Source organism: Streptomyces sp. NPDC099050 (genome assembly GCF_044759865.1).
Taxonomy (GTDB): Bacteria; Actinomycetota; Actinomycetes; order Streptomycetales; family Streptomycetaceae; genus Streptomyces.
In genome coordinates this window covers 1-23,972 of record NZ_JBIWAE010000008.1, presented here as the reverse complement: position 1 = coordinate 23,972, position 23,972 = coordinate 1, and the positions used below count along the sequence as shown (strand labels likewise).

22 protein-coding genes, 1 tRNA gene and 1 pseudogene are annotated in these 23,972 nt (G+C 73.9%); 10 read left to right on the top strand and 14 right to left on the bottom strand.

Translation table 11 applies throughout. The features are described 5' to 3' along the window. The first annotated feature begins 27 nt into the window (after nucleotides 1–27). Together ACIQV3_RS15530 and ACIQV3_RS15525 are read left to right on the top strand one after the other, a co-directional pair. Nucleotides 28–1,353: a VWA domain-containing protein gene (locus ACIQV3_RS15530; RefSeq protein ID WP_403712918.1), complete on the top strand. Its 1,326-nt coding sequence runs from the start codon at nucleotides 28–30 to the stop codon at nucleotides 1,351–1,353. Between the two features lie 126 nt (nucleotides 1,354–1,479). Then, nucleotides 1,480–2,559 (top strand): FHA domain-containing protein, encoded by a 1,080-nt coding sequence (locus tag ACIQV3_RS15525; RefSeq protein ID WP_403712917.1) that lies wholly within the window; start codon nucleotides 1,480–1,482, stop codon nucleotides 2,557–2,559. Between the two features lie 78 nt (nucleotides 2,560–2,637). On the opposite strand, the gene ACIQV3_RS15520 is transcribed toward ACIQV3_RS15525, so the two are convergent. From ACIQV3_RS15520 to ACIQV3_RS15510, 3 genes are read right to left on the bottom strand one after another with little or no spacing between them, the layout of a single operon-like run. Then, a complete protein-coding gene (locus ACIQV3_RS15520; RefSeq protein WP_403712916.1) occupies nucleotides 2,638–3,513 on the bottom strand; it encodes a hypothetical protein in 876 nt (291 codons plus the stop codon). After that, nucleotides 3,510–3,887, bottom strand: coding sequence for a PadR family transcriptional regulator (locus tag ACIQV3_RS15515; protein ID WP_403712915.1), 378 nt, complete (start codon nucleotides 3,885–3,887; stop codon nucleotides 3,510–3,512). The genes ACIQV3_RS15520 and ACIQV3_RS15515 overlap by 4 nt, the downstream gene beginning before the upstream one ends. 43 nt (nucleotides 3,888–3,930) lie before the next feature. Then, nucleotides 3,931–4,932, bottom strand: coding sequence for a methyltransferase domain-containing protein (locus tag ACIQV3_RS15510; protein ID WP_403712914.1), 1,002 nt, complete (start codon nucleotides 4,930–4,932; stop codon nucleotides 3,931–3,933). Nucleotides 4,933–5,047: 115 nt separating this feature from the next. Between ACIQV3_RS15510 and ACIQV3_RS15505 the strand changes: the two genes are divergently transcribed. Next, entirely contained in the window at nucleotides 5,048–5,452 is a 405-nt protein-coding gene (locus tag ACIQV3_RS15505; RefSeq protein ID WP_243334938.1) for a globin, read from the top strand. A 44-nt stretch (nucleotides 5,453–5,496) separates the two neighbouring features. Here ACIQV3_RS15505 and ACIQV3_RS15500 read toward each other — a convergent pair whose 3' ends face one another. From ACIQV3_RS15500 to ettA, 3 genes are read right to left on the bottom strand one after another with little or no spacing between them, the layout of a single operon-like run. After that, nucleotides 5,497–6,210, bottom strand: coding sequence for a hypothetical protein (locus ACIQV3_RS15500; protein WP_403712913.1), 714 nt, complete (start codon nucleotides 6,208–6,210; stop codon nucleotides 5,497–5,499). Then, nucleotides 6,207–6,686, bottom strand: a complete 480-nt coding sequence (locus ACIQV3_RS15495) for an acyl-CoA thioesterase (protein WP_403712912.1) — start codon at nucleotides 6,684–6,686, stop codon at nucleotides 6,207–6,209. Before ACIQV3_RS15495 ends, ACIQV3_RS15500 begins: the two co-directional genes overlap by 4 nt. A 17-nt stretch (nucleotides 6,687–6,703) precedes the next feature. Further along, complete coding sequence (gene ettA, locus ACIQV3_RS15490) at nucleotides 6,704–8,368, bottom strand: energy-dependent translational throttle protein EttA (RefSeq protein WP_403712911.1); 1,665 nt, start codon at nucleotides 8,366–8,368, stop codon at nucleotides 6,704–6,706. 204 nt (nucleotides 8,369–8,572) lie between these two features. On the opposite strand from ettA, the gene ACIQV3_RS15485 reads away from it, so the two are divergent. Further along, nucleotides 8,573–9,139, top strand: a complete 567-nt coding sequence (locus tag ACIQV3_RS15485) for a hypothetical protein (protein WP_403712910.1) — start codon at nucleotides 8,573–8,575, stop codon at nucleotides 9,137–9,139. Between the two features lie 77 nt (nucleotides 9,140–9,216). Here ACIQV3_RS15485 and ACIQV3_RS15480 read toward each other — a convergent pair whose 3' ends face one another. From ACIQV3_RS15480 to ACIQV3_RS15460, 5 genes are all read right to left on the bottom strand, one after another. Then, on the bottom strand, nucleotides 9,217–10,707 hold the full coding sequence (locus tag ACIQV3_RS15480; RefSeq protein WP_403712909.1) for a bifunctional phosphatase PAP2/diacylglycerol kinase family protein: 1,491 nt from the start codon (nucleotides 10,705–10,707) through the stop codon (nucleotides 9,217–9,219). Nucleotides 10,708–11,043: 336 nt separating this feature from the next. Further along, nucleotides 11,044–12,216 carry a thioester domain-containing protein gene (locus ACIQV3_RS15475; protein ID WP_403712908.1) on the bottom strand — a complete coding sequence of 391 codons (1,173 nt, stop codon included), beginning with the start codon at nucleotides 12,214–12,216 and terminating at the stop codon, nucleotides 11,044–11,046. Nucleotides 12,217–12,467: 251 nt separating this feature from the next. Continuing rightward, nucleotides 12,468–12,875: a single-stranded DNA-binding protein gene (locus tag ACIQV3_RS15470; RefSeq protein ID WP_403712906.1), complete on the bottom strand. Its 408-nt coding sequence runs from the start codon at nucleotides 12,873–12,875 to the stop codon at nucleotides 12,468–12,470. 136 nt (nucleotides 12,876–13,011) lie between these two features. Next, nucleotides 13,012–14,838: a GTPase gene (locus tag ACIQV3_RS15465; protein ID WP_403712905.1), complete on the bottom strand. Its 1,827-nt coding sequence runs from the start codon at nucleotides 14,836–14,838 to the stop codon at nucleotides 13,012–13,014. Between the two features lie 4 nt (nucleotides 14,839–14,842). After that, nucleotides 14,843–16,471, bottom strand: a complete 1,629-nt coding sequence (locus ACIQV3_RS15460; protein ID WP_403712904.1) for a dynamin family protein — start codon at nucleotides 16,469–16,471, stop codon at nucleotides 14,843–14,845. A 332-nt stretch (nucleotides 16,472–16,803) separates the two neighbouring features. Between ACIQV3_RS15460 and ACIQV3_RS15455 the strand changes: the two genes are divergently transcribed. Then, nucleotides 16,804–16,876 (top strand) — tRNA-Arg (locus ACIQV3_RS15455). Nucleotides 16,877–17,032: 156 nt separating this feature from the next. On the opposite strand, the gene ACIQV3_RS15450 is transcribed toward ACIQV3_RS15455, so the two are convergent. Next, a complete protein-coding gene (locus ACIQV3_RS15450) occupies nucleotides 17,033–17,413 on the bottom strand; it encodes a BTAD domain-containing putative transcriptional regulator (RefSeq protein ID WP_403712903.1) in 381 nt (126 codons plus the stop codon). On the opposite strand from ACIQV3_RS15450, the pseudogene ACIQV3_RS15445 reads away from it, so the two are divergent. Further along, nucleotides 17,337–17,795: pseudogene (locus tag ACIQV3_RS15445) on the top strand (metallophosphoesterase); the annotation flags it as partial. The gene ACIQV3_RS15450 and the pseudogene ACIQV3_RS15445 overlap by 77 nt on opposite strands. Nucleotides 17,796–17,820: 25 nt before the next feature. Here ACIQV3_RS15445 and ACIQV3_RS15440 read toward each other — a convergent pair. Further along, nucleotides 17,821–18,258, bottom strand: coding sequence for a phospholipase (locus tag ACIQV3_RS15440; protein WP_403713148.1), 438 nt, complete (start codon nucleotides 18,256–18,258; stop codon nucleotides 17,821–17,823). A gap of 359 nt (nucleotides 18,259–18,617) precedes the next feature. Between ACIQV3_RS15440 and ACIQV3_RS15435 the strand changes: the two genes are divergently transcribed. Further along, on the top strand, nucleotides 18,618–19,187 hold the full coding sequence (locus tag ACIQV3_RS15435) for a hypothetical protein (RefSeq protein ID WP_403712902.1): 570 nt from the start codon (nucleotides 18,618–18,620) through the stop codon (nucleotides 19,185–19,187). A gap of 79 nt (nucleotides 19,188–19,266) precedes the next feature. On the opposite strand, the gene ACIQV3_RS15430 is transcribed toward ACIQV3_RS15435, so the two are convergent. After that, on the bottom strand, nucleotides 19,267–19,866 hold the full coding sequence (locus ACIQV3_RS15430; RefSeq protein WP_403712901.1) for a nucleoside deaminase: 600 nt from the start codon (nucleotides 19,864–19,866) through the stop codon (nucleotides 19,267–19,269). 77 nt (nucleotides 19,867–19,943) lie between these two features. On the opposite strand from ACIQV3_RS15430, the gene ACIQV3_RS15425 reads away from it, so the two are divergent. The 3 genes from ACIQV3_RS15425 (at nucleotide 19,944) to ACIQV3_RS15415 (ending at nucleotide 23,786) form a co-directional block, all read left to right on the top strand. After that, on the top strand, nucleotides 19,944–20,357 hold the full coding sequence (locus ACIQV3_RS15425) for a GNAT family N-acetyltransferase (protein WP_403712900.1): 414 nt from the start codon (nucleotides 19,944–19,946) through the stop codon (nucleotides 20,355–20,357). Between the two features lie 522 nt (nucleotides 20,358–20,879). Further along, on the top strand, nucleotides 20,880–22,151 hold the full coding sequence (locus ACIQV3_RS15420; protein ID WP_403712899.1) for a S8 family peptidase: 1,272 nt from the start codon (nucleotides 20,880–20,882) through the stop codon (nucleotides 22,149–22,151). 342 nt (nucleotides 22,152–22,493) lie between these two features. Next, nucleotides 22,494–23,786: a hypothetical protein gene (locus tag ACIQV3_RS15415; RefSeq protein WP_403712898.1), complete on the top strand. Its 1,293-nt coding sequence runs from the start codon at nucleotides 22,494–22,496 to the stop codon at nucleotides 23,784–23,786. Nucleotides 23,787–23,972 lie beyond the last annotated feature (186 nt).

Here is a 23,972-nt window from a genome sequence, read left to right as displayed (position 1 = left end):
GTACCCGTCCCCGAGGAGGAGCGACCAGTGGCGAACTTCGCCAAGCCGAGCGCCCCGCGCTTCAGCGTGGAGGTGTACCAGAACGAGTTCCTCGCTGAGGGCGCCCGCGACGTCCACGCCATCGTCACGGTCACCTCCACCGGCGGTGCCACGGCCACCCGGACGGCCGTCGCCCCCGGCGGGGCCGCCGTGGTGATCATGGTCGACTGTTCCGGCTCCATGGAGTACCCGCCCGACAAGATGCGCGGCGCCCGCGAGGCGACGGCCGCCGCCGTCGACACCCTCCGCGACGGCACCGCCTTCGCCGTGATCGCCGGGACGCACGTGGCCAAGGAGGTGTTCCCCCGCCGGGGGCTCCTGGCAATCGCCGACGCGACCACCCGTGCCCAGGCCAAGGAGGCCCTGCGCGGGCTCTCCTCCGGCGGCGGCACCGCCATCGGCACCTGGCTGCGCCTCGCCGACGGCCTGCTGCGCGGGTCCACCGCGGCGATCCGGCACGGGATCCTGCTCACCGACGGCCGCAACGAGCACGAGGACCCGGCCGTGCTCCGCGCCACGCTCGACGCCTGCGCGGGCCGTTTCACCTGTGACGCCCGCGGTGTGGGGACCGACTGGGAGGTCAAGGAGGTCACCGGCATCGCGAGCGCGCTGCTCGGCACGGCCGACATCGTGGCCGACCCGGCCCGGCTGACGGCCGACTTCACGCACATGATGGAGAACGTCATGGGCAAGGAAGTGGCGGACGTCTCACTGCGCCTGTGGACCCCCGTGGGCGCGGAGGTCCTGTACGTCAAACAGGTGGCTCCCGCCGTACAGGACCTGACCGGTCGCCGTACGGAGGCGTCCCCGCGCGCCGGGGACTACCCGACGGGTTCCTGGGGCGACGAGTCCCGCGAGTACCACGTGTGCGTACGGGTCCCCGGCGCCTCCGTCGGCCAGGAGATGCTCGCCGCCCGCGCCGCCCTCGTCATGCCGGGAGCGCCCGGTGAGGCCCCGGCCGTACTCGCCCAGGGCTTGGTCCGCGCCGTCTGGACGGACGATCTCGCCGCGTCCACCGCGATCAACCCGCAGGTGGCCCACTACACCGGGCAGGCCGAGCTCGCGCAGGCCATCCAGCAGGGCCTGGAGGCCCGCAAACTGGGGGACGTCGGCGGTGCCACGGCCAAGCTCGGCCGGGCCGTGCAGCTGGCGAGCTCCTCGGGCAATGCCGACACCGCCAAGCTGCTGGCCAAGGTGGTGGATGTCGTCGATGCGGCGGCGGGTACTGTGCGACTGAAGGCAAAGGTCGCCGACGCGGACGAGATGACACTAGAAACGCGTTCCACTCAAACCGTTCGAGTGCGAAAATCTTGACGTACGGCTTGACGCTCTGATCGTGACGCTCTGATCAGCTGCGGACCGGATGCGAACAGACGCGAAGAAGAAGCAGCAGAAGAAGACCCTGCCTCGTTGACGCAGGAAGAAGGAGGAAGCGCCGCGATGCCGACCTGCCCGAACGGGCACCAGTCCGCCTCCGACGACTGGTGCGAGGTCTGCGGCCACCGCATGGCTGCCCCTGCGGGCACCCCCGGGGCGCCCTCCTACGGCTACGGCTACCCTCCCACCGGCGAGCCGACCGCACAGGCCGAGCTCTGCCCGCAGTGCCGGACCCCGCGCGAGGCCATGGCCCCGTTCTGCGAGGAGTGCCGGTACAACTTCCTGACCCGTACGGCGACCTCGTACACCCCGCTCTCCCCGGACCTGCCTCCGCCGCCGCCCCCGTCCCCGGGCGCGCCCGGGGCCCCGCCGGCGGACTCCCAGGACCACTTCGACTACCAGGGCTCGCGGCCCTCGCGGGTCAACCGCCCGGCCGAGCCGCTGCAGCGCGAGGACGACTGGATGCTGCCGCCTCCGGCGCGCCAGGACTTCCAGCAGCCCCCGTACCAGCAGCAGCCGCCCCCGCAGCAGCACCAGCAGCAGCCGCCCCAGCCGCAGCACCAGCAGCCGCAGCACCGGCAGGCTCAGCAGGCTCCGCCGCAGTACCAGCAGCCGTCCCGGACCGGGCAGTACCAGCCGCCCCAGCCGCAGCAGCATCAGCCGCCGCAACACCAGCAGCAGCACCACCAGGCGCAGCAGCCCCCGTACCAGCAGCAGCCCTACCAGCAGCCGGGCGGCGGGTCCTGGAGCGCGACCATCGGTCCGGACCGCTCGTACTTCTTGGCGATGATGGAGCGCAGCGGCCCCGAGGCGTCCGGGCTCGACCTGCCCGCGTACTCCCCCGAGCAGCACCTCCCGCTGTCCGGCGGCCAGATCACCATCGGCCGGCGCCGCGCCTCCACGGGCGAGTCCCCCGACATCGACCTGTCGGTGCCCCCGGAGGACCCGGGCGTCTCGCACCAGCACGCGGTGCTCGTCCAGCAGCCGGACGGCAGCTGGGCCGTGGTGGACCAGAACTCCACCAACGGCACCACGATCAACGGCGGCGAGGAGTCCATCCAGCCGTACGTGCCGGTTCCGCTCGCCGACGGGGACCGCGTCCACGTCGGCGCCTGGACCACGATCACCGTCCGTCGGGGCTGACCCCGCGCGGCCACGGATCCTGAACGCGGCGAAGCCCTCCGGTATCACCGGAGGGCTTCGCCTTGGGACCGGGGACGCTCAGCCGCCGGCCACCGGGTCCCGTGCGCCGCGCCGGCGCCGCACGCTCACCACCGCGGCGGCGACCAGCAGCAGGACGAGCAGACCGGCCAGCGCGAGCGGGAGCAACGTCCCGGGCACGGCACCGAAGTACAGGACCGGAAGTCCCGCGAGCAGGACGGCGGGCGCGGTGCGCAGCCCCGCGAAGGCCCGGCATCCGGCCAGCAGCGATCCGAGGACCACCGGCACCACGAAGCGCAGCTGGGTGAAGGGGTACACCAGCGGGACCAGCATCACCGCGCTCGTCAGCACCGTCGTCCACGCCATCACCGCGAGCACGCCGGCCCGTGTGCGGACACGGGGAGCCGGCCGCAGGTCCGGCGGGCACGCCACGGCCACCAGGGCCAGGGCGAGCATCGGCCCGATGGTGAGCGCCGAGAACCCGATGGAGGCGATGCCCATCCGGGCCAGACCGGTCGCGAAGGCCACAGCCACTCCCGCCAGCACGGTCCAGCTGCCCGCCGCCCAGCGTCCGGCCAGCGCGAGGAACACGCCGTACACGGTGACGAGGTGGGCCGCCACCATCCCCACGAAGCCGGGACCGATCTCGTCCCAGCCCGCGACGACGAAGGTGTTGCGCGTCAATCCGGCCCAGCTCGACGCGGCGGCCCCGACGGCGACCAGGGCGAACGGCGCCAGCGCCGCCAGGAGCCGGCCCGGGCGTCCCGCGGAGCCCAGCCCGAGCCGCATGCGCAGGGCGTGCCCGGCCACGTCGGCGCCTTCCCGTACGCGGGCGGGCACCCCCGCCCCGCTCGTGGCCTCCTGGTACGCGTAGGCGATCTCATCGCCGAACTCCCGCCGGTAGGCGGCGGGATACAGCCTCAGCAGCGCGCTCACGTGCCCACCGCCGTGCGGCGGACGCGCAGGGCGGTGCCGAGGGAGGCGGCGGACCGGCCGAGCCCCAGCCGCCGGGTGGCCTCCTGCGCGGTGCGTGCGAGCCGGGCCGCCTCGGCGGCCAGGGTCTCCCGGCCGCGCGGGGCGAGCGCGTAGCTGCGCCGCCTGCGGCCGTCGACCACCTCTTCCTCGTGGACCGCGATGAGTTCTTGTTCCAGGAGCCGCTCCAGGGCCCCGTAGAGCGTTCCGGTGCGCATCTTGGTGCGGCCTTCCGAAATCTTCTCGACCTCCTGGGCGATCGCGTATCCGTGCCGCGGGGCATCGGCGATCGCCGTGAGGATCAGCAGGGTCGGCTCGCGGAGAGCTTGATCAGTCACATGCCGACCATAGCTCGGTAGCCGACATATGTCGATGGCCGACCTATGACTCCCCCGCCGCCTCCCCCACGGCCTCCCCCAGCGGCCACACGTAGGGCCCCTGCGGATCGTCGAGCCAGCACCACTGCCCCCCGGAGCCCACCGTCACCCCGAAGCGCTCGCGCGACGGCCGGTCCTCGCGCCGCCACAGGTCCAGCGCCTCCCTCGGGTGCAGGGAGCCTGAGGTGAGCACGAGCATGAACTGGAAGCGCTCGTTCTCCACCAGCTCGTACGGAAGCCCCTGCGGCATCCCGTACGTGCCCGGCGGCGCCGCCGTGGCCCCGCGCAGGGGCACGAAGTAGGCCGAGGTGTGCAGGAAGCGGCCCTCGGCGAACCCGGCGTCCCGCACCGTGAGCGCGATCAGCCCGGTCGACAGCGGGGCCAGGATCCGGGCCCCGGGCCGGCACTGCCCCAGCCAGGCGGGCGGGATCAGCGGGATCGTGCAGGTCACCAGGATCCGGTCGAAGGGGGCGCGGGCGGGACAGCCGCGCGCCCCGTCGCCGGTGACCACGGCCGGGTGGTAGCCGAGCCGGTCCAGGTGCGCGCGCGCCGACTCGGTGATCTCCTCGTCCAGATCGACGGTGGTGACCAGCCCGTCGCCGAGCCGGTGGCACAACAGGGCCGCGTTGTAGCCGGTGCCCGCGCCGATCTCCAGCACGCCGTCCCCGTCGCGGACGTCCAGGGCCTCCAGCATCTTCGCCATCAGCGAGGGCTGGCTGCTGGAGGAGACCAGCTCGCCGTCGCGCAGCCGGGTGGCGAGCGGGGCGTCGGTGTAGACCCCGCGCAGCCAGCGGGCCCGCTGTTCGGGGTCGGGATCCTCGGCCCAGAGCCGCTCGTGACCGGCGCCGCGGCCCGTGTAGTAGTACGGGACGAACACGTGCCGGGGCACGGCGGCGAAGGCCGCCCGCCAGCGCGGATCCTCCAGCGCCCCGGCGGCGGTCAGCTCCCGCACCTGGGCGGCGTGCGCGGTCTCCCGCACGTCGCGTACCTCGGCGTGTGCGCCCATGTCTCCACTGTCCTGCGGACACCGCCCGGGTGCGACCGCGCAGCGGCCGTCCGGAGCCTGACCGGGAGGTCCTAGGACCGGGGTCCTCCGTCCGGGCGTCTGAGACGATGGTCGGGTGAATGAGATTCCGCGGGGCACGGTCCAGGAGCAGACCTTCTACGAACTGGTGGGCGGCGAGGACACCTTCCGCCGTCTGGTCCACCGCTTCTACCAAGGGGTCGCCGAGGACCCGCTGCTGCGCCCGATGTACCCGGAGGGGGACCTCGGTCCGGCCGAGGAGCGGTTCGCGCTGTTCCTGATGCAGTACTGGGGCGGCCCGAACACCTACAGCGAGAACCGCGGCCACCCGCGCCTGCGCATGCGGCACGCGCCGTTCCAGGTGGACGCCGCCGCGCACGACGCGTGGCTGGCCCACATGCGGGTGGCGGTGGACGAGCTCGCCCTCGCGCCGGAGCACGAGGCGCAGCTGTGGCGGTACCTGACGTACGCCGCCGCGTCGATGATCAACACCGCGGGCTAGGGCGTACGGGATCCCGCGCGGGGGTCCCGTACGGCGGCGGCCCGCTAGACCGGCCGGACCAGCAGGGTGCCGAGGCCGCCGGGGCGGCGCGTGGCCACGGATCCGTACGGGGTGCGCAGCCGCAGCCAGCCGCCGGAGGCGAACAGAGCCACCGGCGCGGCGGCTCCGGCCGCGGTGGGGGCGGCGGGCACGGTGGACCGTACCGGCCGCAGGAAGCCCAGGGACTGCGCGGCGTGCACGGCGCGCAGCGGAAGTTCGGTGTCCCCCAGTGTGCGGGACCAGATCTCGCGGCCGATGCGGTCGCGCTCGGAGCGGGTCCGGTGCTGCGGGGGCAGGGCCTCGTCCCGGGCCCGGAACTCGGCGACGGCCTCCGCCAGGGCCTTGGCCATCGCCTCGGGGGCGGGCAGCCCGGCCACCGGGGTCCAGCCGCCGCGGGGCGGCAGCACGCCCGCCCAGGGCGGTCCGGTGACGGCCGCCGGCACCACGGCTCCGGCCCGCTCGCCCTCGTCGACCGACTCCAGCAGCTCCCCGGCCGAGACGGTCAGGTCGAGCGGAGCGGAGAGCGGAGCGGAGAGCCGCACCGTACGGACGGCCAGTACGTCGAAGGACGGCGGCCGCCCGAAAACGGCGAGCGCGCCACCGCCGGCCTGCGCCTGCAGGCGGACGGCGGCGGCGCGGTCGTAGTGCACCAGCCGGCCCAGGAAGGCGGCGAGGTCCGCCGCCTCCCCGGAGTCGGCGAAGCGCAGCTGCTCGTTCATGCCGCGATGCCCCCGGCGGGGGCGGCGGCGCCGGTCTTCGGCTGTGCCTTCGGCTCGTCCAGGTACTCCTGGAGGAAGAGCTTCTCCTCGGCCGTGATGCGGCGGGGCCGCCCCTCGGCGAGGTTGTAGGGCACGACCACGGTCTCGGCGCGCACGTACACCGTCTCCGGCGCGTCCTCGGTCGCCTCGTCCTTGACCTCGTAGCGGATGGTCAGGGACGCGGCGCCTATCCGGGTCACCCAGGACTCGATGAGGACCGGCTCGTGGCGGTGCACGAGGGGCAGCTTGTAGTCGATCTCGTGACGGGCCACGACGGAACCGCCCGTGAAGGACTCACTGCCCTCCCCCGGTGCGAGGCGGAACATGAAGTCGATCCGCGCCTCCTCCAGATAGCGGAGGAAGACGACGTTGTTGACGTGCCCGAAGGCATCCATGTCCGCCCAGCGGAGGGGGCATCGGTAGTGGTGTCTGGCCATGGCCGTTTCCTCGGCCCTCAGCCTCGGGTGAGCTTCTTGTAGGTGGCACGGTGCGGACGGGTCGCGTCCGCGCCGAGCCGCTCGACCTTGTTCTTCTCGTACGACTCGAAGTTGCCCTCGAACCAGTACCACTTGGACTCGCCCTCGTACGCCAGGATGTGCGTGGCGACCCGGTCCAGGAACCAGCGGTCGTGGGAGATGACCACGGCCGCACCGGGGAATTCGAGGAGCGCGTTCTCGAGCGAGGACAGGGTCTCGACGTCGAGGTCGTTGGTGGGCTCGTCGAGGAGCAGCAGGTTGCCGCCCTCCTTGAGCGTCAGCGCCAGGTTCAGGCGGTTGCGCTCACCACCGGAGAGGATGCCGGCGGCCTTCTGCTGGTCCGGCCCCTTGAAGCCGAAGGCGCTGACGTACGCGCGCGACGGCATCTCGACCTGGCCGACGTTGATGTAGTCCAGCTCGTCCGACACGACGGCCCAGAGGGACTTCTTGGGGTCGATGTTGGCGCGGCTCTGGTCGACGTACGAGATCTTGACGGTCTCGCCGATCTTGACGGAACCGGAGTCCGGCTCCTCCAGACCCAGGAGCATCTTGAAGAGCGTGGTCTTGCCGGCGCCGTTCGGGCCGATGATGCCGACGATGCCGTTGCGCGGCAGCGTGAAGGACAGGTCGTCGACCAGGACCTTGTCGCCGAACGCCTTGTTGAGGTTGTTGACCTCGACCACGATCGAGCCCAGACGCGGGCCCGGCGGGATCTGGATCTCCTCGAAGTCCAGCTTCCGCATCTTGTCCGCCTCGGCGGCCATCTCCTCGTAGCGGGCGAGGCGGGCCTTGGACTTGGTCTGGCGCCCCTTGGCGTTCGACCGCACCCACTCGAGCTCTTCCTTGAGGCGCTTCTGGCGCTTCTCGTCCTTGCGGCCCTCGACCTTGAGACGGGTGGCCTTCTTCTCCAGGTAGGTGGAGTAGTTGCCCTCGTACGGGTGGGCGCGGCCGCGGTCGAGCTCGAGGATCCACTCGGCGACGTTGTTCAGGAAGTACCGGTCGTGGGTCACGGCCACGACGGCACCCTTGTACTGCGAAAGGTGCTGCTCCAGCCAGTTCACCGACTCGGCGTCGAGGTGGTTGGTGGGCTCGTCGAGGAGGAGCAGGTCCGGGGCCTCGATCAGCAGCTTGCAGAGCGCGACGCGGCGCTTCTCGCCACCGGAGAGGTTGGTGACGGGCCAGTCGCCGGGCGGGCAGCCCAGGGCGTCCATGGCCTGCTCCAGCTGGGCGTCGAGGTCCCAGGCGTTGGCGTGGTCCAGGACTTCCTGGAGCTTGCCCATCTCGTCCAGCAGCGCGTCGGTGTAGTCGGTCGCCATTTCCTCGGCGACCTCGTTGAAGCGCTTCAGCTTCGACATGATGTCGGCCGCGCCGTCCTGGACGTTCTCCAGGACCGTCTTGGACTCGTCGAGCTTCGGCTCCTGCATGAGGATGCCGACGGTGAAGCCGGGAGACAGGTAGGCCTCGCCGTTGGACGGCTGCTCCAGCCCCGCCATGATCTTGAGGACGGTGGACTTACCGGCGCCGTTCGGGCCGACCACACCGATCTTCGCGCCGGGCAGGAAGTTCAGGGTGACGTCATCAAGAATCACCTTGTCGCCGTGCGCCTTGCGCGTCTTGCGCATGGTGTAGATGAACTCAGCCAAGAGAAACCGTCCGGCAGATCGATGGGTGGGCAGATACACCCCATCTTGCCTGACGTCCATCCCCGGGGGGAAACCCGTTCGGCTCCGGAGCCACCCGACCGGGGTCCGCCGAACGGTCCCGAGGCCTTGCGCCGCACGGCAGGATGATGCCGACGAGGGCGCGGCCGGGGGGCTGCGGCCGAGGTGGGAAGACGTGGGGGACGTATGGACAGCGGACTGATCGCGCTCGGCGCGGCCGTGGTCGGCGTGGCCGGAACTTTGCTGGCGACGGTGCTTTCGCAGCGGATGGTGGCGCGGGTGCAGGCGGCGCAGTTCGAACGGGAGCAGCGGGTGGCGCAGCTCGGGTGGGCTCGGGAACAGCAGCTGGCGGAGCTCGACCGCAGGCGGGAGTGCTACGCGGCGACGAATGCCGCGTACCGGCGCTACCGGATCGCGCTCATGTCCTTCCTCTGGGCCGTCCACAACGCTCCGGCCGATCCGGCCGATCCCGCCGAGCGGCCCGCGCCCGCGCGGGCGGCGCTGGAGGAAGCCCGGGGCGGCCATCACGCCGCGTTCGCGGAGGCGCAGATGATCGCCTCCGCCGCCGTCCTCGCGGAGCTGGACTCGATGACCCGGGGCATGGCGGGGGCGTACGCCCGCACGATGCGGCTGTCCGAGGGCACTCCCGGGCCGGGGTGCTCCTTCGAGGAGATCCATGCCGAGCTGCTCAGACTCACGGAGTGCTCGGAGGTCATGCGGGGCGCCATGCGGGCGGATCTCGGCATGGCGTGAGCGCGGGCCCGGGGCTCCGACCGGGGCCCCCGGGCCTGCGGCGGCACCCAGGCCCAGGCCCTGGGCCGGGGCCGGGGTCAGCGCGGGCGGTACACCCTGAGGGCGTCCGGGAGGTCGTCCAGGACCAGGGCGGTGGGGGCCTGGGCGTACTCGCCGTCGTAGGCGAGCGGGGTGCCTGCGGGGATGTCGCTCACGCGCAGGCTGCGCAGCCGGGTGGCGACGTGGACCGGGGAGCGGGTCAGCGGGCCCGCGAAGGCGGCGGCGAGCAGGCGGGGGCCGGGGCGGCCGCCGCCGTGGACGAGCCGGATGTCGAGGAGGCCCTCGCCCAGGCTCTTGCGGTAGCGGGGCGCCGGGCCCGTGCCCTGGTAGGTGCCGTTGCCCGCGAAGAGCAGCCAGACGCTGCGCGGCTTCCCGGCCAGTTTGAGCCGTACCGGGCGCTCGGCGCACAGCACCCGGTACGCCGCCAGGAGCGCGGCGGGGCCGCCGCCGATGCGGGGGGCCCAGCGGAGCCGGTGGCCGAGCAGCTCCGGGTAGGCCCCGATGCTGAAGTTGTTCAGGAAGTACCCGGCCCTGGTGTCCTCGGGATCCGGGCCGGGGCCCGGGGTGAAGCGGCCGACGCCGATGTGGACGGCGTGGCCGTCCGCCACGGCCCGGCAGGTGTCCTCGATCCCGGCGAGGCCGAGGTCGAGCGCGAAGTGGTTGAGCGTGCCGCCGGGGAACACCGCCAGGGGGATCCCGGCGCGCAGGGCGGCGGTGGCGGCGGCGTTTATGGTGCCGTCGCCGCCGCACACGCCGAGGACGGCGGCCCGCTCGGCGGCCGAGGCCAGTTCCGCGGCGAGTTCCGGTCCCCCGCACTCGACGAGCTCGGCCTTCGGCAGCCGCTCGCGCAGCAGGACGTCGAGCCCCGTCGTGGCGGCCGTGCCCGACCCGGTGTTGACCACCACCGTGAGCCCGGCCCCGTCGGGCAGCGCGGGCGCCGCGGCGGCCCGCTCGTCGCCGGGCACGATCCGGGCTTCCTGGGCGCCCCGGGTGAGCCGGCGCACGACGCATCCGGCCGCCACCCCGAGCGCGGCGCCCGCGAGCACGTCCGAGGGGTAGTGGACGCCGGTGTAGACCCGGGAGAAGGCCACGGAGGCGGCGACCGGGGCCAGCACGGCGCCCCAGAGCGGGGACTCCAGCGCCACTCCGGCGGTGAAGGCGAACGCGGACGCGGCGTGCCCCGAGGGGAAGGAGGTGGTCCGCGGCTGCGTGGTGAGCTGCCGGGCGGCGGGTACCCCGTCCAGCACCGGGCGCGGCCGGCGTACGGACCACTTGCCTACGGTGTTGATGGTCGCGGAGGCTAGCGCCAGCGAGGCGACCCCGCGCACGGCCGCCTTGCGGGCCCCGGCCGAGCCGAGGACGGCGATCCCCGCGGCGGCCCCGCCCCACAGCAGCCCGTGGTTCGCGGCCCGGCCGAGCCGCGGCAGCACCCGGTCGGCCCCGGGCCAGTGCCGCCGGGCCACGACGTCGAAGAGCCACCGGTCCCCTCGCGCGACCGCGCCCCGCCAGGTCAGTTCTTGATCAGCCATCCCCTGCCTCTACCCGAACCCCCGGATCCGAACCAGCCCCCGCCCCCGCCACCCCGAATCCCACCCCTCCGGCAGAGCCAGAGGCCCGGCGACCGGAGGCCAGGCGGGGCCGGAGGCCAGGCGGAGCCAGAGCCCAGGCAGGAGCCAGAGCCCAGGCAGGAGCCAGAGCCCAGGCAGGAGCCAGAGCCCAGGCAGGAGCCGACCGGACCCCGGTCGGGGTGGTCGCGGCTCGGCGGCCGGGCATCCCGGGGAGGGGCTCGGGATCGGGCCCTGTCCAGTGGGGCCGGCCCGAGACGGGCCGAGGAGCACCGGGTGCCGGGCTCCCCCGCGCGTGTCCTACTCCGGGTCCGTCGCCCGTTCCGGGCCGGGGCCGTCCTCCAGGGGGCGCTTGCGCAGGAGGAGGACGACCAGGCCGCCCAGGACGACCAGGCCCACCGCCAGGGAGGCGATCACCGGGGTGGCCGCCGAGCTGCCGCTGGCGGCCAGCCGTTCCCCGGAGGTGTCCGGCTCCGATGCCGGGGCGGAAGCCGACAGCGCGCCCAGCGCCGTCATCGCCCCGCCGGACGCCCCGACCGACGCCGGGTCCTCCGCCGGCTGGGCGACGGGGGGTTGCGGCCACGTGGCCGTCGCCGTGGCCAGCGCGGCGGACTCGCTGGAGCCGGCCACGATCTGGACCTGTGCCGGGACCCCGCTGGTGAAGACCCTGCCGACCGGCACGCGGGTGGACCCGCGGAGGGTGACCTCGGCGCTGCCGTCCGGTGTCCCCTCCGGCACCTCGAAGTACAGCTTCCCGCCGTTGACCGCGGAGGTGACCGGCAGGCCCTGGGCGTCGACCACCCGCACCCCCATGGCCAGGGCCGCCGGGTCCGGGGTCACGCTCACGCTCTGCGCACCCGTACGGACGGTGACCGGCCCGATGCGGGTGCCCAGCGGCCCCGACACCTCGCCGGGGTCCACCGCGAGCGACGCCGGCGGTTCGGGCAGCCTGCGCGCCGCCCGCTGGAGGTAGTCGGCCAGCTTCTCCGCCGCCGGGTCGACGGCCTCCACCGCCACGCCCTCGGCCAGGCGCCAGATGGCCACCTGGGTCCCGGCCGCGGCGCTCTCCGCGGTGAGCGCCGCGGCTCCGGCCGCCTTGGCGAGACCGGCGAGGTCGTTCAGCTGGGGGTAGGAGTGCTCCAGTACCCAGCGGATCCTGCCCGCCTCGCCGTTCCCGGCGAGCGGCGTGCCGCTCCATCCGATCTCCGTGAACCGGGCCTGGGGCTGCGCGTCTCCCGCGACGCCGACTCCGTACGTCTGGAGCATGCCGCCGCCGTCGACCCGCATCTCGTACAGCCCGGCCGGGATCCGGCGCACCGTTCCGTCCGGGCCGCGCAGGACGGCCTGTCCGTAGGTCTTCAGCCCGTCCAGGACGGCGCTCGCTCCCTCCGGCGTCCGGGGTGCGGCCGGACCGGTGTCGGCGACCGCCACCGCGCCCGGGGCACCGGCCAGCGCGGCGGCGAGCAGGGCCATCGCGAGCGGCCGCCGTACGGAGCCCCGTATGGCCGCGGCGACCGTGGTGCGCGTCGCCGGAGCTTCGCCGGCCCGCGCGGCAACCGGAAGCGGAACACCGCCCGGAGGACGGCCAGGAGGACGGCCAGGAGCGACGCCAACGGCGGCGGCAGGAGTGGAGGGTGCGGGAACGGCAATCGACACAGTCTTCCCCTTCGGGCCGAAGGCCCAGGTGCCCGTGAGTACCGGGGAATCCTAGCCTCCTCGAACACTCAGACCACCGCCGCCTTCTGAGGGCCCATCAGCGGGACGTCCGTCCTGACCACCCGCCGGAAGGCCGCCGTGCCGCGGTTCAGGTCGTGCCCGATGGCGGTCGCGTCGATGTCGGCCGAGAACCACCGGTTGCCCTCCCCGTCGGGCGGGTCCTCCCGCACCCGCAGCCTTCCGTGGACCACCAGCGGTTCACCGACGGACACGGAACCGGCGAGGTTCACGGCGAGGCCGCGCCGGGCCCACACCGTGTAGAAGCTGGTGGGCGCGTCCGCCCAGGTCTCCTTCTTCCGGTCGTAGTACCTCGGGGTGACCGCGAAGCGGAACCGGGCCGCCGGACCGCTCGCGGTGTCCTTGTAGTCGATCTGCGTGGCCACGTAACCCACCAGCGTCACCTGGGTGTCGTTCATCCCGGCCGCCCTTCCGGGGTCCGGCGGTGCGCTCGACCACGCGCCGCCCCGACCCGCGTTCCCTACCCGTCCGGACCGTCCGCACGGGGTGGGACCATGCTGGCCCGGGCGGCCGCAGCCCGTCGGCGGCTGTGGACTACTGACGGCTTGTGGACAACTTCGCCACCGTCGCGTACTGCTCGCGCACCTCCCGGTAGCGCAGCAGTTCCGCCGCCACCGGTTCCAGCACCCGGGCCCGCCCGCAGCCCGCCGCCGCCTGGCGCAGCCGGCGCTCCGCGTCCTGCCCGTAGCGCCGTGCCGGGCCCCGGGCCCCGATCGAACAGGCCCATTCCACGAGCGGTCCGCCGATGATGCCGGCCACCATCAGCAGGACCGGCGGCATCAGGCTCGGTGCCAGCACCCCGGCGATCTGCCCGACCAGCCACAGCCCGCCGTAGATCTGGAGCAGGGTCATGGCCGCCTGCGCGAGCACCGCCGCCGGCCACCACGAGGGCCGCGGAGGGCGGGCGCTGGGCATGGCGACCGCCGGCCCGAGGGTCACCGCGATCTCGTCCAGCGCCTGGGGGAGGCCTTCGGCGCCGCGGACCGCGGTCTCCCGTACGGCTTGGGCCCAGGGGTCGGGCAGGCCCAGGACCGCCTCGTCGGCGACGGTCCGTACGGCCTGTTCCACCCGCTGGCGGGCCGTCACCTCCTCCTCGACCGGATGCTCGGGGGCCGCCGTGGAACGCCCCATCGCCGCCAGCGCGGCGAGGCCACCCAGCGAACGGGGGGCGCGGCGGCTCTCGTACCACCGCCACAGGCGCAGCCACGGGGTGCCGCAGGCCTTTCCGGCGTTGCGCCGCCAGGCCCGCTCGGCGGCGAGCCCGGCGGCGTACGCCCCGACCGCCTCGGCGAGGCGGTCCTCGAACTCGGCGCGCGCGGTCTCCCCGATCTCCGGCCCGGAATGGCCGTCGGCCACGTAGAGCGGCCGCAGGCGGGCCGCGGCCTTGTCGACGTCGGCGGAGATGCGGCGGGTCGCGGCGCCCTTCTCCTGGGTGAACTGTCCGAGCATCTCGCGCAGTTCCCCGACGCCTTCACCCGTAAGGGCGGAAAGTCCGATGACGGTGGCTCCGGGCTCGCCGTGTTCGCCGAGCGCGATCCCGTCGTCGTCGAGGAGCCTGCGCAGGTCGTCCAGGACGAGATCGGCGGATTCCCCGGGCAGCCGGTCCACCTGGTTCAGCACGACGAAGGTCACCTCGGCGTGCCCGGCCAGCGGGCGCAGGTAGCGCTCGTGCAGGACTGCGTCCGCGTACTTCTCCGGATCCACCACCCACACCACCGCGTCGACCAGCGCCAGGACCCGGTCCACGTGGTCGCGGTGGGCTCCGACGGCCGAGTCCAGGTCGGGCAGGTCGACCAGGACCATGCCGCGCAGCGCCTCGGCCTCCGAGGTCTCCCGGGGGCGGCGGCGCAGCCGTCCGGGGATCTCCAGGCGGTCCAGCAGCCCCGCGGCTCCGTCGGACCAGCTGCACGCGATGGGTGCGGCGGTCGTCGGCCTGCGCAGCCCGGTCTCGGAGATCTGCACTCCGGCGAGGGAGTTGAAGAGCGTGGACTTGCCGCTTCCGGTGGCCCCGGCGATGGCGACGACGGTGTGCTGCGCCGACAGCCCTCGGCGCGCGGCCGCTTCGTCCAGGACGCGCCCGGCTTCGGCGAGGGTCTTTCCGTCGAGGATCCTGGTCCGGGACAGCCCGATGAGCTGGCGCAGGGCGTCGAGGCGGACGCGCAGGGCCTGCGCCTCGGGGCTGAGCGGGGGCGCGGGGGCCTTGCCGCCGTCGCTTCCGGCTCCGGAAACCGCTCGTACGAGTGCTTCGTCGCCCTCCTCGTCACCGCCGGCGGGCCAGTCGTCCTCGCTGGGCCGGGGGCGTGAGCGGGCGATCAGTCCGTCGTCCCAGCGGTCGTCGGTGCGGTCGGTCAGGGCGGTCACCGCGTCACCTCTCCTTCTGCAGTACGGACAGCGCGGCGATCAGCTCGGCCTGGGGTTCGGGGCTGACTTCGAGCGCTTCGATCGGGGCCAGGCGGCGGTCGCGTTCGGCGCGCAGCACCTGGTCCAGGTGTTCGGCGACGAGCTCGCCGCCCCTGTCGCGCAGGCGTACGGCGGCCTGTACTCCGATCCGCTCGGCGAGCTTCTCCCCGGCCGGCCGGGCCCGCTTGCCGCCGAGGAGGGCCGCGACCAGCAGGGCGGCGACCCCGTCGGGGTCGGGCGCGGGCTGCTTGTCGAGCCGCGCGACCTCTTCCTCGGCGAGTTCCTCCAGCACGCGCCGCCAGCGGCGTACGGCCATGCCGATGCGTTCCGCCGCCTCGCGGTCGGGGGCGGGCAGGGACACCGCGCCGGCGGCGGGCTCGCGGCGCCAGGCATCCGCGATGCGTTCGTCGGCGGCGGCGACGGCGCACTGGAGCAGCGCCGCGAGGGATTCCGCGAGGGAGTCGAGCAGTTCGTCGGCGCTGGTGTCGAGGGGGTAGCCGCGCCAGCGGGTCAGCGCGTCCCCGGCGAGTACGGCGCCCCGGTCCAGGCGGCCCCGGACCCGCTTGCCCTCCCTCTTGTAGGCGTCCTCGACGGCGAAGGTCAGCCGCACGGCGGCGGCGTGCTGGGCCGCGACGGCCGAGGCGAGCTCCGGCATCCGCCGCCCGAGGGAGTCGAGCGCGCCGAGGGCGGTGCGCCCGACGGCGTACTGGCGGGCGGCCGGGTCCTGCGCGTGGTGCGCGAGCCAGGCGAACAGCGGAGCCACGGCGCTGGCTGGCAGCAGCCCGCCCTCGCCGGCCGATTCGGGCAGCTCGGGCACCGTGAAGCGGGGCACCTCGCCCAGCCCGGCCCGCGTGAGCAGGGCCCCGTACTGCCGGGAGACCTCGGCGAGCACCTGGTGCGGGACCCGGTCGAGGACGGTGACGAGGGTGGCCTTGTACTGCTTGGCGGTGCGCAGGAGGTGCCAGGGCACGGCGTCGGCGTACCGCGAAGCGGTGGTGACCATGACCCAGACGTCCGCGGCGCAGATGAGCTGCGCGGCGAGCGTCCGGTTGTCGACGACGAGGGAGTCGATGTCGGGGGCGTCGAGGATGGCGAGGCCGCGGGGCAGGGTGGAGACGGTCTCGATCCGGACCTCGCGGGTGGTGGCCGGGTACCCGTGCCCGTGTTTTTCACCCGGCCGGCGGGGGGTCCGCCGGGCGGACGCGGGGGTGTCCTCGTCGTCCTGGGGGGCCCAGACCCGCATCAGATCGGGCAGCACCCGCACTCCGGCGAACCAGTGGTGGTCATCCGGATGGCAGACGAGGACGGGGGTGCGCGTCGTGGGCCGGAGTACCCCGGCTTCACTCACCTGGCGCCCCACGAGGGAGTTGACGAGGGTGGACTTACCGGCCCCGGTGGACCCGCCGACGACGGCGAGCAGCGGCGCCTCCGGCGCCTTCAGCCGGGGTACGAGGTAGTCGTCGAGCTGCGCGAGCAGCTCGGCTCTGGTCTGGCGGGCGCGCGGGGCGCCGGGCAGGGGCAGCGGCAGACGCACGGACGCGACCCGGTCGCGCAGGGCGGACAGGGCATCGAGCAGCTGAGGCCGAACATCCAAGGTCACCACATGCGAAGAATGCCCAATTTAGGAGCATTTTTGAAGCTTATACGTCCTCTGCGCGCCGAGCGCTACTCCAGCGGCACATCCCGGACACAGCGGACGAGTGGGGCGCAGGCATAACGAGTGCACAACACCCAGGGCGCCACGGCGCAAAAGCGGTGCGCGAATCGCACCTGCCTGCGATTATCGGGACCGCTTCACCGAACCTCCACATCGTGGCACGCGAGTGAAGCAACCGGGACAAGGCAACCGGAGCCCTATCCTTGACCCGGCACGGACCACAGCCCCACCCCCACCCAGGGGCTCCAGGCCACCACGGCCACCTTCCGGCCCCCGTAGCTCAGTGGATAGAGCAGGTGCCTTCTAAGCACTTGGCCGCAGGTTCGAGTCCTGCCGGGGGCACACTTCCCGTCCCAACCCGAAGCCCTCCCTCGCGGAGGGCTTTCGTGCAGGTCAGGGCACTTTAGCGGCGAAGCCGTAGCGGTGACGTAAGCCCGGAAGCCTCCGGGGGTTACGGGGCTGCGGGGTTCCGGGGCTGCGGGGTTCCGGGGTTCCGGGTCAGCAGCCACAGGAAGCTTTCCCGCGCGGGTACTTGTCCACCGCGTAGTACGGATACGGAACGGCGTTGCGGTGCCTGCCCAGCTCCAGTTCCAGCTCGGCGCGGACCTCCATGTCCGCGAGGAAGCGCTCGTGGCGGTAGAGCCGTTCACGTTCGAGCATGGGCCCTTCCAGCCCGTCCAGCCCGTCCAGCCCTTCCGCCAGCGGGCCCGTGGACATCATGCGCGCCTTTTCCAGCAGTTGGGCCGCTTGCGGGAGCTCGCCCCTGCGCGCGGCGGCGATGCCGGCCGCCGCCGGCCGCTCGTCCGCGTACTGGCTGGACGCGCTGCGCGAGGTCGGAGTCCGCTCGCTGGTGAACGAGCGTGTAGAGATCCCGCACAACGGGGCCTTCCTGGACCTGGCCGGGGTCGAGGACCTCGCCGGGGAGGAGTACGGCCGGGGCCCGACCTCGGGAAGGCCCTGGGCGGGCGGGACCCGTCGCGTCCCGTCGTACTCCTCGCCCACCAGCCGGTGTTCGCCGACGAGGCCGCGCGGCACGGGGTGGACCTCCAGCTGTCCGGACACCCGCACGGCGGGCAGATGTTCCCGCTGACCGCGAACCACGATCACCGAGCGGGCCGATCCGGTCGACTCCGGGCTCGGCAGGGTGGACGACACCACGGTGTACGTGACGAACGGGGCGGGCTTCTTCGGCCCGCCGGTCCGGGTCGGCGCCCCGGCGGACATCACCCTGCTGGAACTGCGCTCCCCACGGCCCGCGTAGCCCGTGGGCGGCGGCTCCGGTCGGTCTACTCGAAGGCCCTGACGGCCTGGTAGTAGGTCCACGCGGTGCCGTCGCAGGAGGCCTTGCGGGCGCCCGAGTAGCGTGCGCAGACGCGCTTCAGGTCGGAGTGGAACATCTCGTCCAGCCGGGGCTTGGCCGCTGGAAACCCGCTCGCCGCCTTGTAGTTGCGGTACCCGAAGTCGTGCCGGGCGCAGGCCGTCCGGAAGGGGAAGCCGAAGGGGTTGTCCGGGGACGTGGTGCAGTAGTCCGTGGACCAGTCGAAGCCGTACGGCTCCCACTCGCCCCGGTTCTCGCGCGCGGTGGCCCAGGCGTCCTGGCTGGCCGCGCCCGGCTGCGTCCAGCCGCTCAGCACCTGCGGCTTGTCCTGCGGAACCAGCGGGGTCTGCTGCCGGGCCGCGGCCGCGGGTGGCGCGAGGGCCAGTACGGCGGCCACGGCGCCCACGACGAGAGCGGATGCCCGGGCTCCGGTCCGGGCGGGGGCCGGGGCCGGGGCGGGGGCCGGGGCCGGGGCGGGGGCCGGGGCCGCGACGGCTGGTGCAGGGGCGGGGGTGGGAAAGAGGGCGGGGTCGGGGAAGGGGGCGGGGGCTGGGCGGCGGGGCACGCATCCTCTAACGAGGGCTGCCGCCACGGGTGTCGGGCTGCACGCGCGGGCGCCCGGCTCCAGCCCCGCGAGGGATCCGGATCTCCGCCCGTGATCAGGACCAGTACTCAGGTATGAGCCGATGTCACCCTTCCGGCAGAGATTCGGTTCAGCCTCGGGAGGGACGCGGACTACGGCTGCTGCCGCGAATACTCGTGGACATGAACCGCCGTCCGCTCGTCATCGTCGCCGCCACCGTCGGAGTCCTCGCCACCGCTGCCATCGCCCTGCCCAACCTCCCGCGCAACCCCCTGACCGACACGATCAACGACCGGGTGTTCAAGGAGAGGGGCATGCGCTTCGCGACGGCCGCCGATGCTCCGACGCGCGGGGAGGCCACGCGCAGGCAGGCAGCGCGCGGGGAGACGGCCCGCGGGGAGGCCACGTGGGTGCTGCCGCGCTGGGTGCCGAAGGACGCGACCGACGTACGAATAATGGCGCGCACCGACGGTCAGGCACGGCTGCTCCGCTTCACGCTGGGCGCGACCCCGCTGGACGGCCCGCAGTGCTCGGCGGGCACGCCGAGCAAGCACGCGGGGACGACTCTGGAGGCCACGTGGTGGCCCGCGGGCACCGGGGCCGAGGAGCGGCCCGAGTGCCGCGGCGCCTACCAGTACCAGGTCACCGTGCGCGGCAAGGAGGTCTACGCCTGGACCGACGGCACCCCCTCGCCCGGCGCGGGGACACCGGACGGCATCCCCGTACTGCAGGTGTCGGCCGCGACCCCCTGAGCCACGACACCCTGGGCCACGACGCCCTGAACGCGACATCCCGGGGCCCGACACCCGGGTCCGGGACCGCCCGGCGGCGTCAGGAACGCGTGCGCAGCTCGCGGGCCGCCGAGAGTTCCGCGAGCAGGGCCCAGTGGGGGCGCAGCCAGTCCTCCGGTGAGGCGGCAGTCGGCAGGCCCGCCGGCAGCCTGTCGTGGAAGGCCGTGGTCTCGGGTTCGACGGCCCGGTGGTGTGTCAGGATCCGCGGTTCCTCAGAACCGTCCGAGGCCACGGCCACGCTCCGCAGGAACATGGCATTGGCCACCAGCAGCCAGTGGGGCCTGCCCGGGTCGGCGTCGGCGTCGGAGCCGGAGCCGTTGCCGCTGGACAGAGCCCACGGGTCCGGGGCGACGTACCGGACCCGTCCCACACCGGTGAACGCGGCCGCCGCCGCGCACATCGAGCACGGTTCCTGGGTGCTCCACAGCGTCGCCGTGCCCAGGTCCCAACCCGTGCGAGCGGCTCCCAGCGCGTTCATCTCGGCGTGCGCGAGCGGCGTCCCGCGCAGCGGGCCGGTGCCCGGGCCGTCCTCGTACGCCTCGTTGCGCCCCTCGGCGACCGGATTCCCGTCGGCGTCCGTGAGGACGGCACCGACCGCCAGGCCTCCGGCCGCGAGCGACTGGTAGGCGAGGGCGATCACCCTGCGCAGCGGCTCCGGCGCGGCGCCCCTCGCGGCACCGGTGCCGGTGCGCCCGCGGCGCCGTTATCGTCAGCGCCATGGACATCCGCCCCGCACGTACCGTCGCCGAACTCCACGCCGCGGAGGCCCTCTTCGACGGGCCCGCCCGCGCGGACTGGTCGGAGCGGTTCCTCTCCGCGCCCGGGCACCTGATGCTGATCGCCTACGTGGACGGCGTGCCCGTCGGCATGGTGTCCGGCATCGAGATGATCCACCCCGACAAGGGCACCGAGATGTGCCTCTACGAGCTCTCCGTGGACGAGGCCCACCGTCGCCGCGGCTTCGGCCGAGCCCTGACGGAGGCACTCGCCGCCGAGGCGCAGTCGCGCGGCTGCTACGGCATGTGGGTGGGGGTCGACACCGACAACGAGGCCGCGCTGGCCACGTACGCGGCGGCCGGCGCCCGCGACGAGGGCGTCTTCAGGATGCTCGGCTGGCCCTTCGCCCGCTAGGTCGTCCCCTTCGGACCTGACGGTCAGGACCGGATCGTCCGGTGCCGCGCCTCGGCGCGCTGCCGGGGTTCCCGTGGAGTGGACGTGCTCGGGAACCCCGGCAGGGCGGCACGGTGCAGGGCGGCACGGTGCGGTGCAGGGCGGCACGGTGCGGTACGGCACGGTGCGGTGCGGTGCGGGACGATCCGGTCCTGACCGGCAGGACCGGAAAGAGCCGACCCAGGTCGTCTCTTTCCGGTCTTGCAGTCCGAGCCCGCGGCGTCCGGTGCCGTGCCTGGGCGTGCTGTCGGCAGTGCGGCCGGCCCCGGTGCCGGGTGTCTCGGGCCCGGCAAGATCCGGAAGGGGCGGCCGAGGGCCTGTCGTCGCACTCCCGCCGTCGCCCGAAGGGCGGCCGCGCGGCATCGGGCGTCGCGCGGCAGGCGGGAGTTTGACGACGGGCCCTAGCCCCCGGGGCGGCGTGTCGTGGGGCCAGTCGGCGCACCCTCCGCGCGGCCGGCCCGTGCCTCGCCGAGCATCGGCGGCATGACCGCATTCACCGCGCTGCTCCCGGCCGCCGCCCTGCTGGCGGCGGCCACCGCCCTGCCGCCGTACGCCTCCCACGCCGCAGCCGCCACCCCCGACGCCCCCACCGCCCCCTACGTCGTCGTCCTCAAGGACGGCGCCACCCGCGCCTCCGCCGCCGCGGCCACCCGAGCCCTCGCCGCCGAGTCCGAGGCCGCCGGGGACAGTGTCGGGGCCGTCTACGACACGGCCCTGAGCGGGTTCGCCGTCCGCACCACCGCGGCCCGCGCCGCCGAACTCGCCGCCGATCCCCGAGTGGCCTCCGTGGAGCCCGACACGGTCTTCCGGATCGACGACGACACCCCCGTGGGCGAGGCCCCCGTGGGCGACACCCCCGTGGGCGAGGCCGTCGCTCCCGCCGTTCCGCTCGTCCAGGTCCCCGCGCCCTGGTCCCTGGACCGGCTCGACCAGAGCGAGTTGCCGCTCGACGGCTCGTACACGTACCCGGCCAAGGCCGGGGGGATCACGGCGTACATCGTGGACACCGGGATCAACACCCTGCACCAGGAGTTCGGCGGCCGGGCCCGCTGGGGCGCCAACGCGGTGTTCATGGAGGGCGCCACGGACTGCAACGGCCACGGCACGCACGTCGCGGGCACCGTCGGCGGAGCCGCCTACGGGGTCGCCAAGGGGGTTTCGCTCGTCGCCGTGAAGGTGGCGGACTGCCGCGGGGACGCGAGGCTGTCGGCCATCACGCGGGGCATCGACTGGATGGTGAAGGACGCCCTCAAGTCGCCCGCCACCCCGGCGGTGGCGAACATGAGCCTGGGCGGCGGGTACAGCTTCGCCCTCAACCGCGCGGTGACGCGGGCGATCGCGTCCGGGATCACCTTCGCCGTGGCGGCGGGCAACTCCGCGGAGAACGCCTGCACCGGCTCCCCCGCCGGTGTCCCACAGGCGCTCACCGTGGGCGCGACGGACGCACTCGACCGGCGGGCCTCCTTCTCCAACCACGGTGCCTGCGTGGACCTCTCCGCCCCCGGCGTGGCCGTCACGTCCGCCTGGAAGGGCTCCGCCACGGCCACCGCCCGTGCCTCCGGCACCTCGATGGCGGCCCCACACGTGGCGGGCGCCGCCGCGCTGGTGCTGGCGCGCGGCCTAGCGGCCGGCGGCCCGCGCCAGACGCCGGCCCAGGTGGCCGAGGTCCTCGTACGGGACTCCGTGCGGGACCGGATCACGGCCCTGCCGGCCGGGACGCCTAACCTGTTGCTGCACGTGGCGGGCGACAAGTAGCCCGTACGGGACCCTCCGCCGGCGGCGCCTCCCCGCCCCCGGCGGACCCCGGCCGGCCCACCCGCGGCCCGGTCCGAACTCGCGGCCCGAAACCCGGCCCGCAACCCGGCCGCAACCGGGCCCGAAGTCCCATCCGCCCCACCCGCGCCGCCCCGGGCCGACGGGTATCCGCCCCTCCGCTCCACCCGGCCTGATGGCACATCAATTTCTGTGTGCTTCGGGCGAAAGCAAGTCATTGACTTCTCAATCCCGCGACGCGTCAATGTCGGCCACCGCACCGGCTCGACCTCCCCCACACAGCGGGTGGGGGGAGGGTTCGTATGACGAAGGAGTCGCGACCCAGTGAGTACAACGTTTCGACGAAGAGTTCTGGCCGGGGCTGGCGCTCTGTCCCTGGCCCTGACGGGCGCCGTGGTGGGTCTGTCGGGCACCGCGCAGGCCGCGACCAAGACGACGCCCGTCCCGATGGACTGCGTCGCTCCCGCGCCCCAGCCGGGTGGTTCGGGCACGCAGAACTACACGATCACGCTGCCGGACGGCGCCAAGGCCGGCGACGTGGTCCCGGTCACCATCGACCCGGGTCCGAGCCCGGTCATCCCCAGCTTCTCGGTGACGACCACGAACGTCTCCAAGATCACCCTCAAGGTCGGGTCGACTCTCCAGACGGTCGTCAGCCCGCCCGAGACGGTCGACGTGATCGCCGGACAGGCGCTCAACCCGGCCGCCTTCTCCGGCACCGTCAAGATCCCGGACGGTTCCGAGGGCACCACGGTGTCCGTGGCCCTGGACCTGGCGGTGACCGACGCGAGCCTCATGGGCTCCGTCTTCACCACCACCTGCACCCCGAACCCGCGCCCGAGCGCCTCGCTCGGCTCGGTGGCTGTGGAGGCCCTGCCCAAGGACCCGATCACCACCAAGCTGACGCCCAACAGCGGCAAGGCGGGCCAGGAGGTCGTCGTCACGGGCGCCAACTTCCCGGCGGGTGCGGTCACCTGCTCCGCGCTCAAGAACGGTACGGCCACGGGTGACACCGGTACCGGCTCGGCCACCGCGGCCGGCGTCGCCACCTGCAACATCACCGTCAACCAGCCCGCCGACACGATCAAGATCGACGGCTCGATCCTCCCGTACAAGACGTACTCCTTCATCGTCGAGCAGCCCGGCGTGCAGAACCCGGTCGACGTCGAGGTCCTGCCCGGCCCGCTGGCCATCGGCCCGCAGGCGGGCAACCCCGCCGTCAGCTTCGGTTCGGTCACCATCAACGGCAAGTCCCAGTCGGTCGTGGGTCAGTTCACCGCGATGGCCGTCCAGGACTTCCGCGGCGGGACCCTCGGCTGGGACGTCTCGGCGACCCGGACGCCCTTCCTGAACTCGGTCACCGGCCATTCCATGGCCACGGCGCAGATCGGCATCCAGCCGACCTGCAAGGTGACCAACCCGGCCAGCCCGAGCCCCTGCACCGCGGGTGCGCCCGGCGCGATCTCCGACGTCCCGCTGAAGGTCGCCTCGGCGGCCGCGGGCGGCGATGACCTGACCGGTGGCGAGTTCGAGATCGGCGGAGCCGGAATGATCCAGCTCCCGCCGTTCATGTTCGCGGACAGCTACCAGTCGATCGTCACCTTCTCGATCGCCTGACCCGTACGACCCCGCTCCACCCCGGGTGGTGGGGGGGGGCGCCCCCCCCCCCCCCCACCCCCCCCCCCCCCCCCCCCCCCCCCCCCCACACCCCCCCCCCCCCCCCCCCCCACCCCCCCCCCAAACCCACCCCCCCCCCCCCCCCCCACCCACACCCCCCCCCCCCCCCCCCCCCCACCCCCCCCC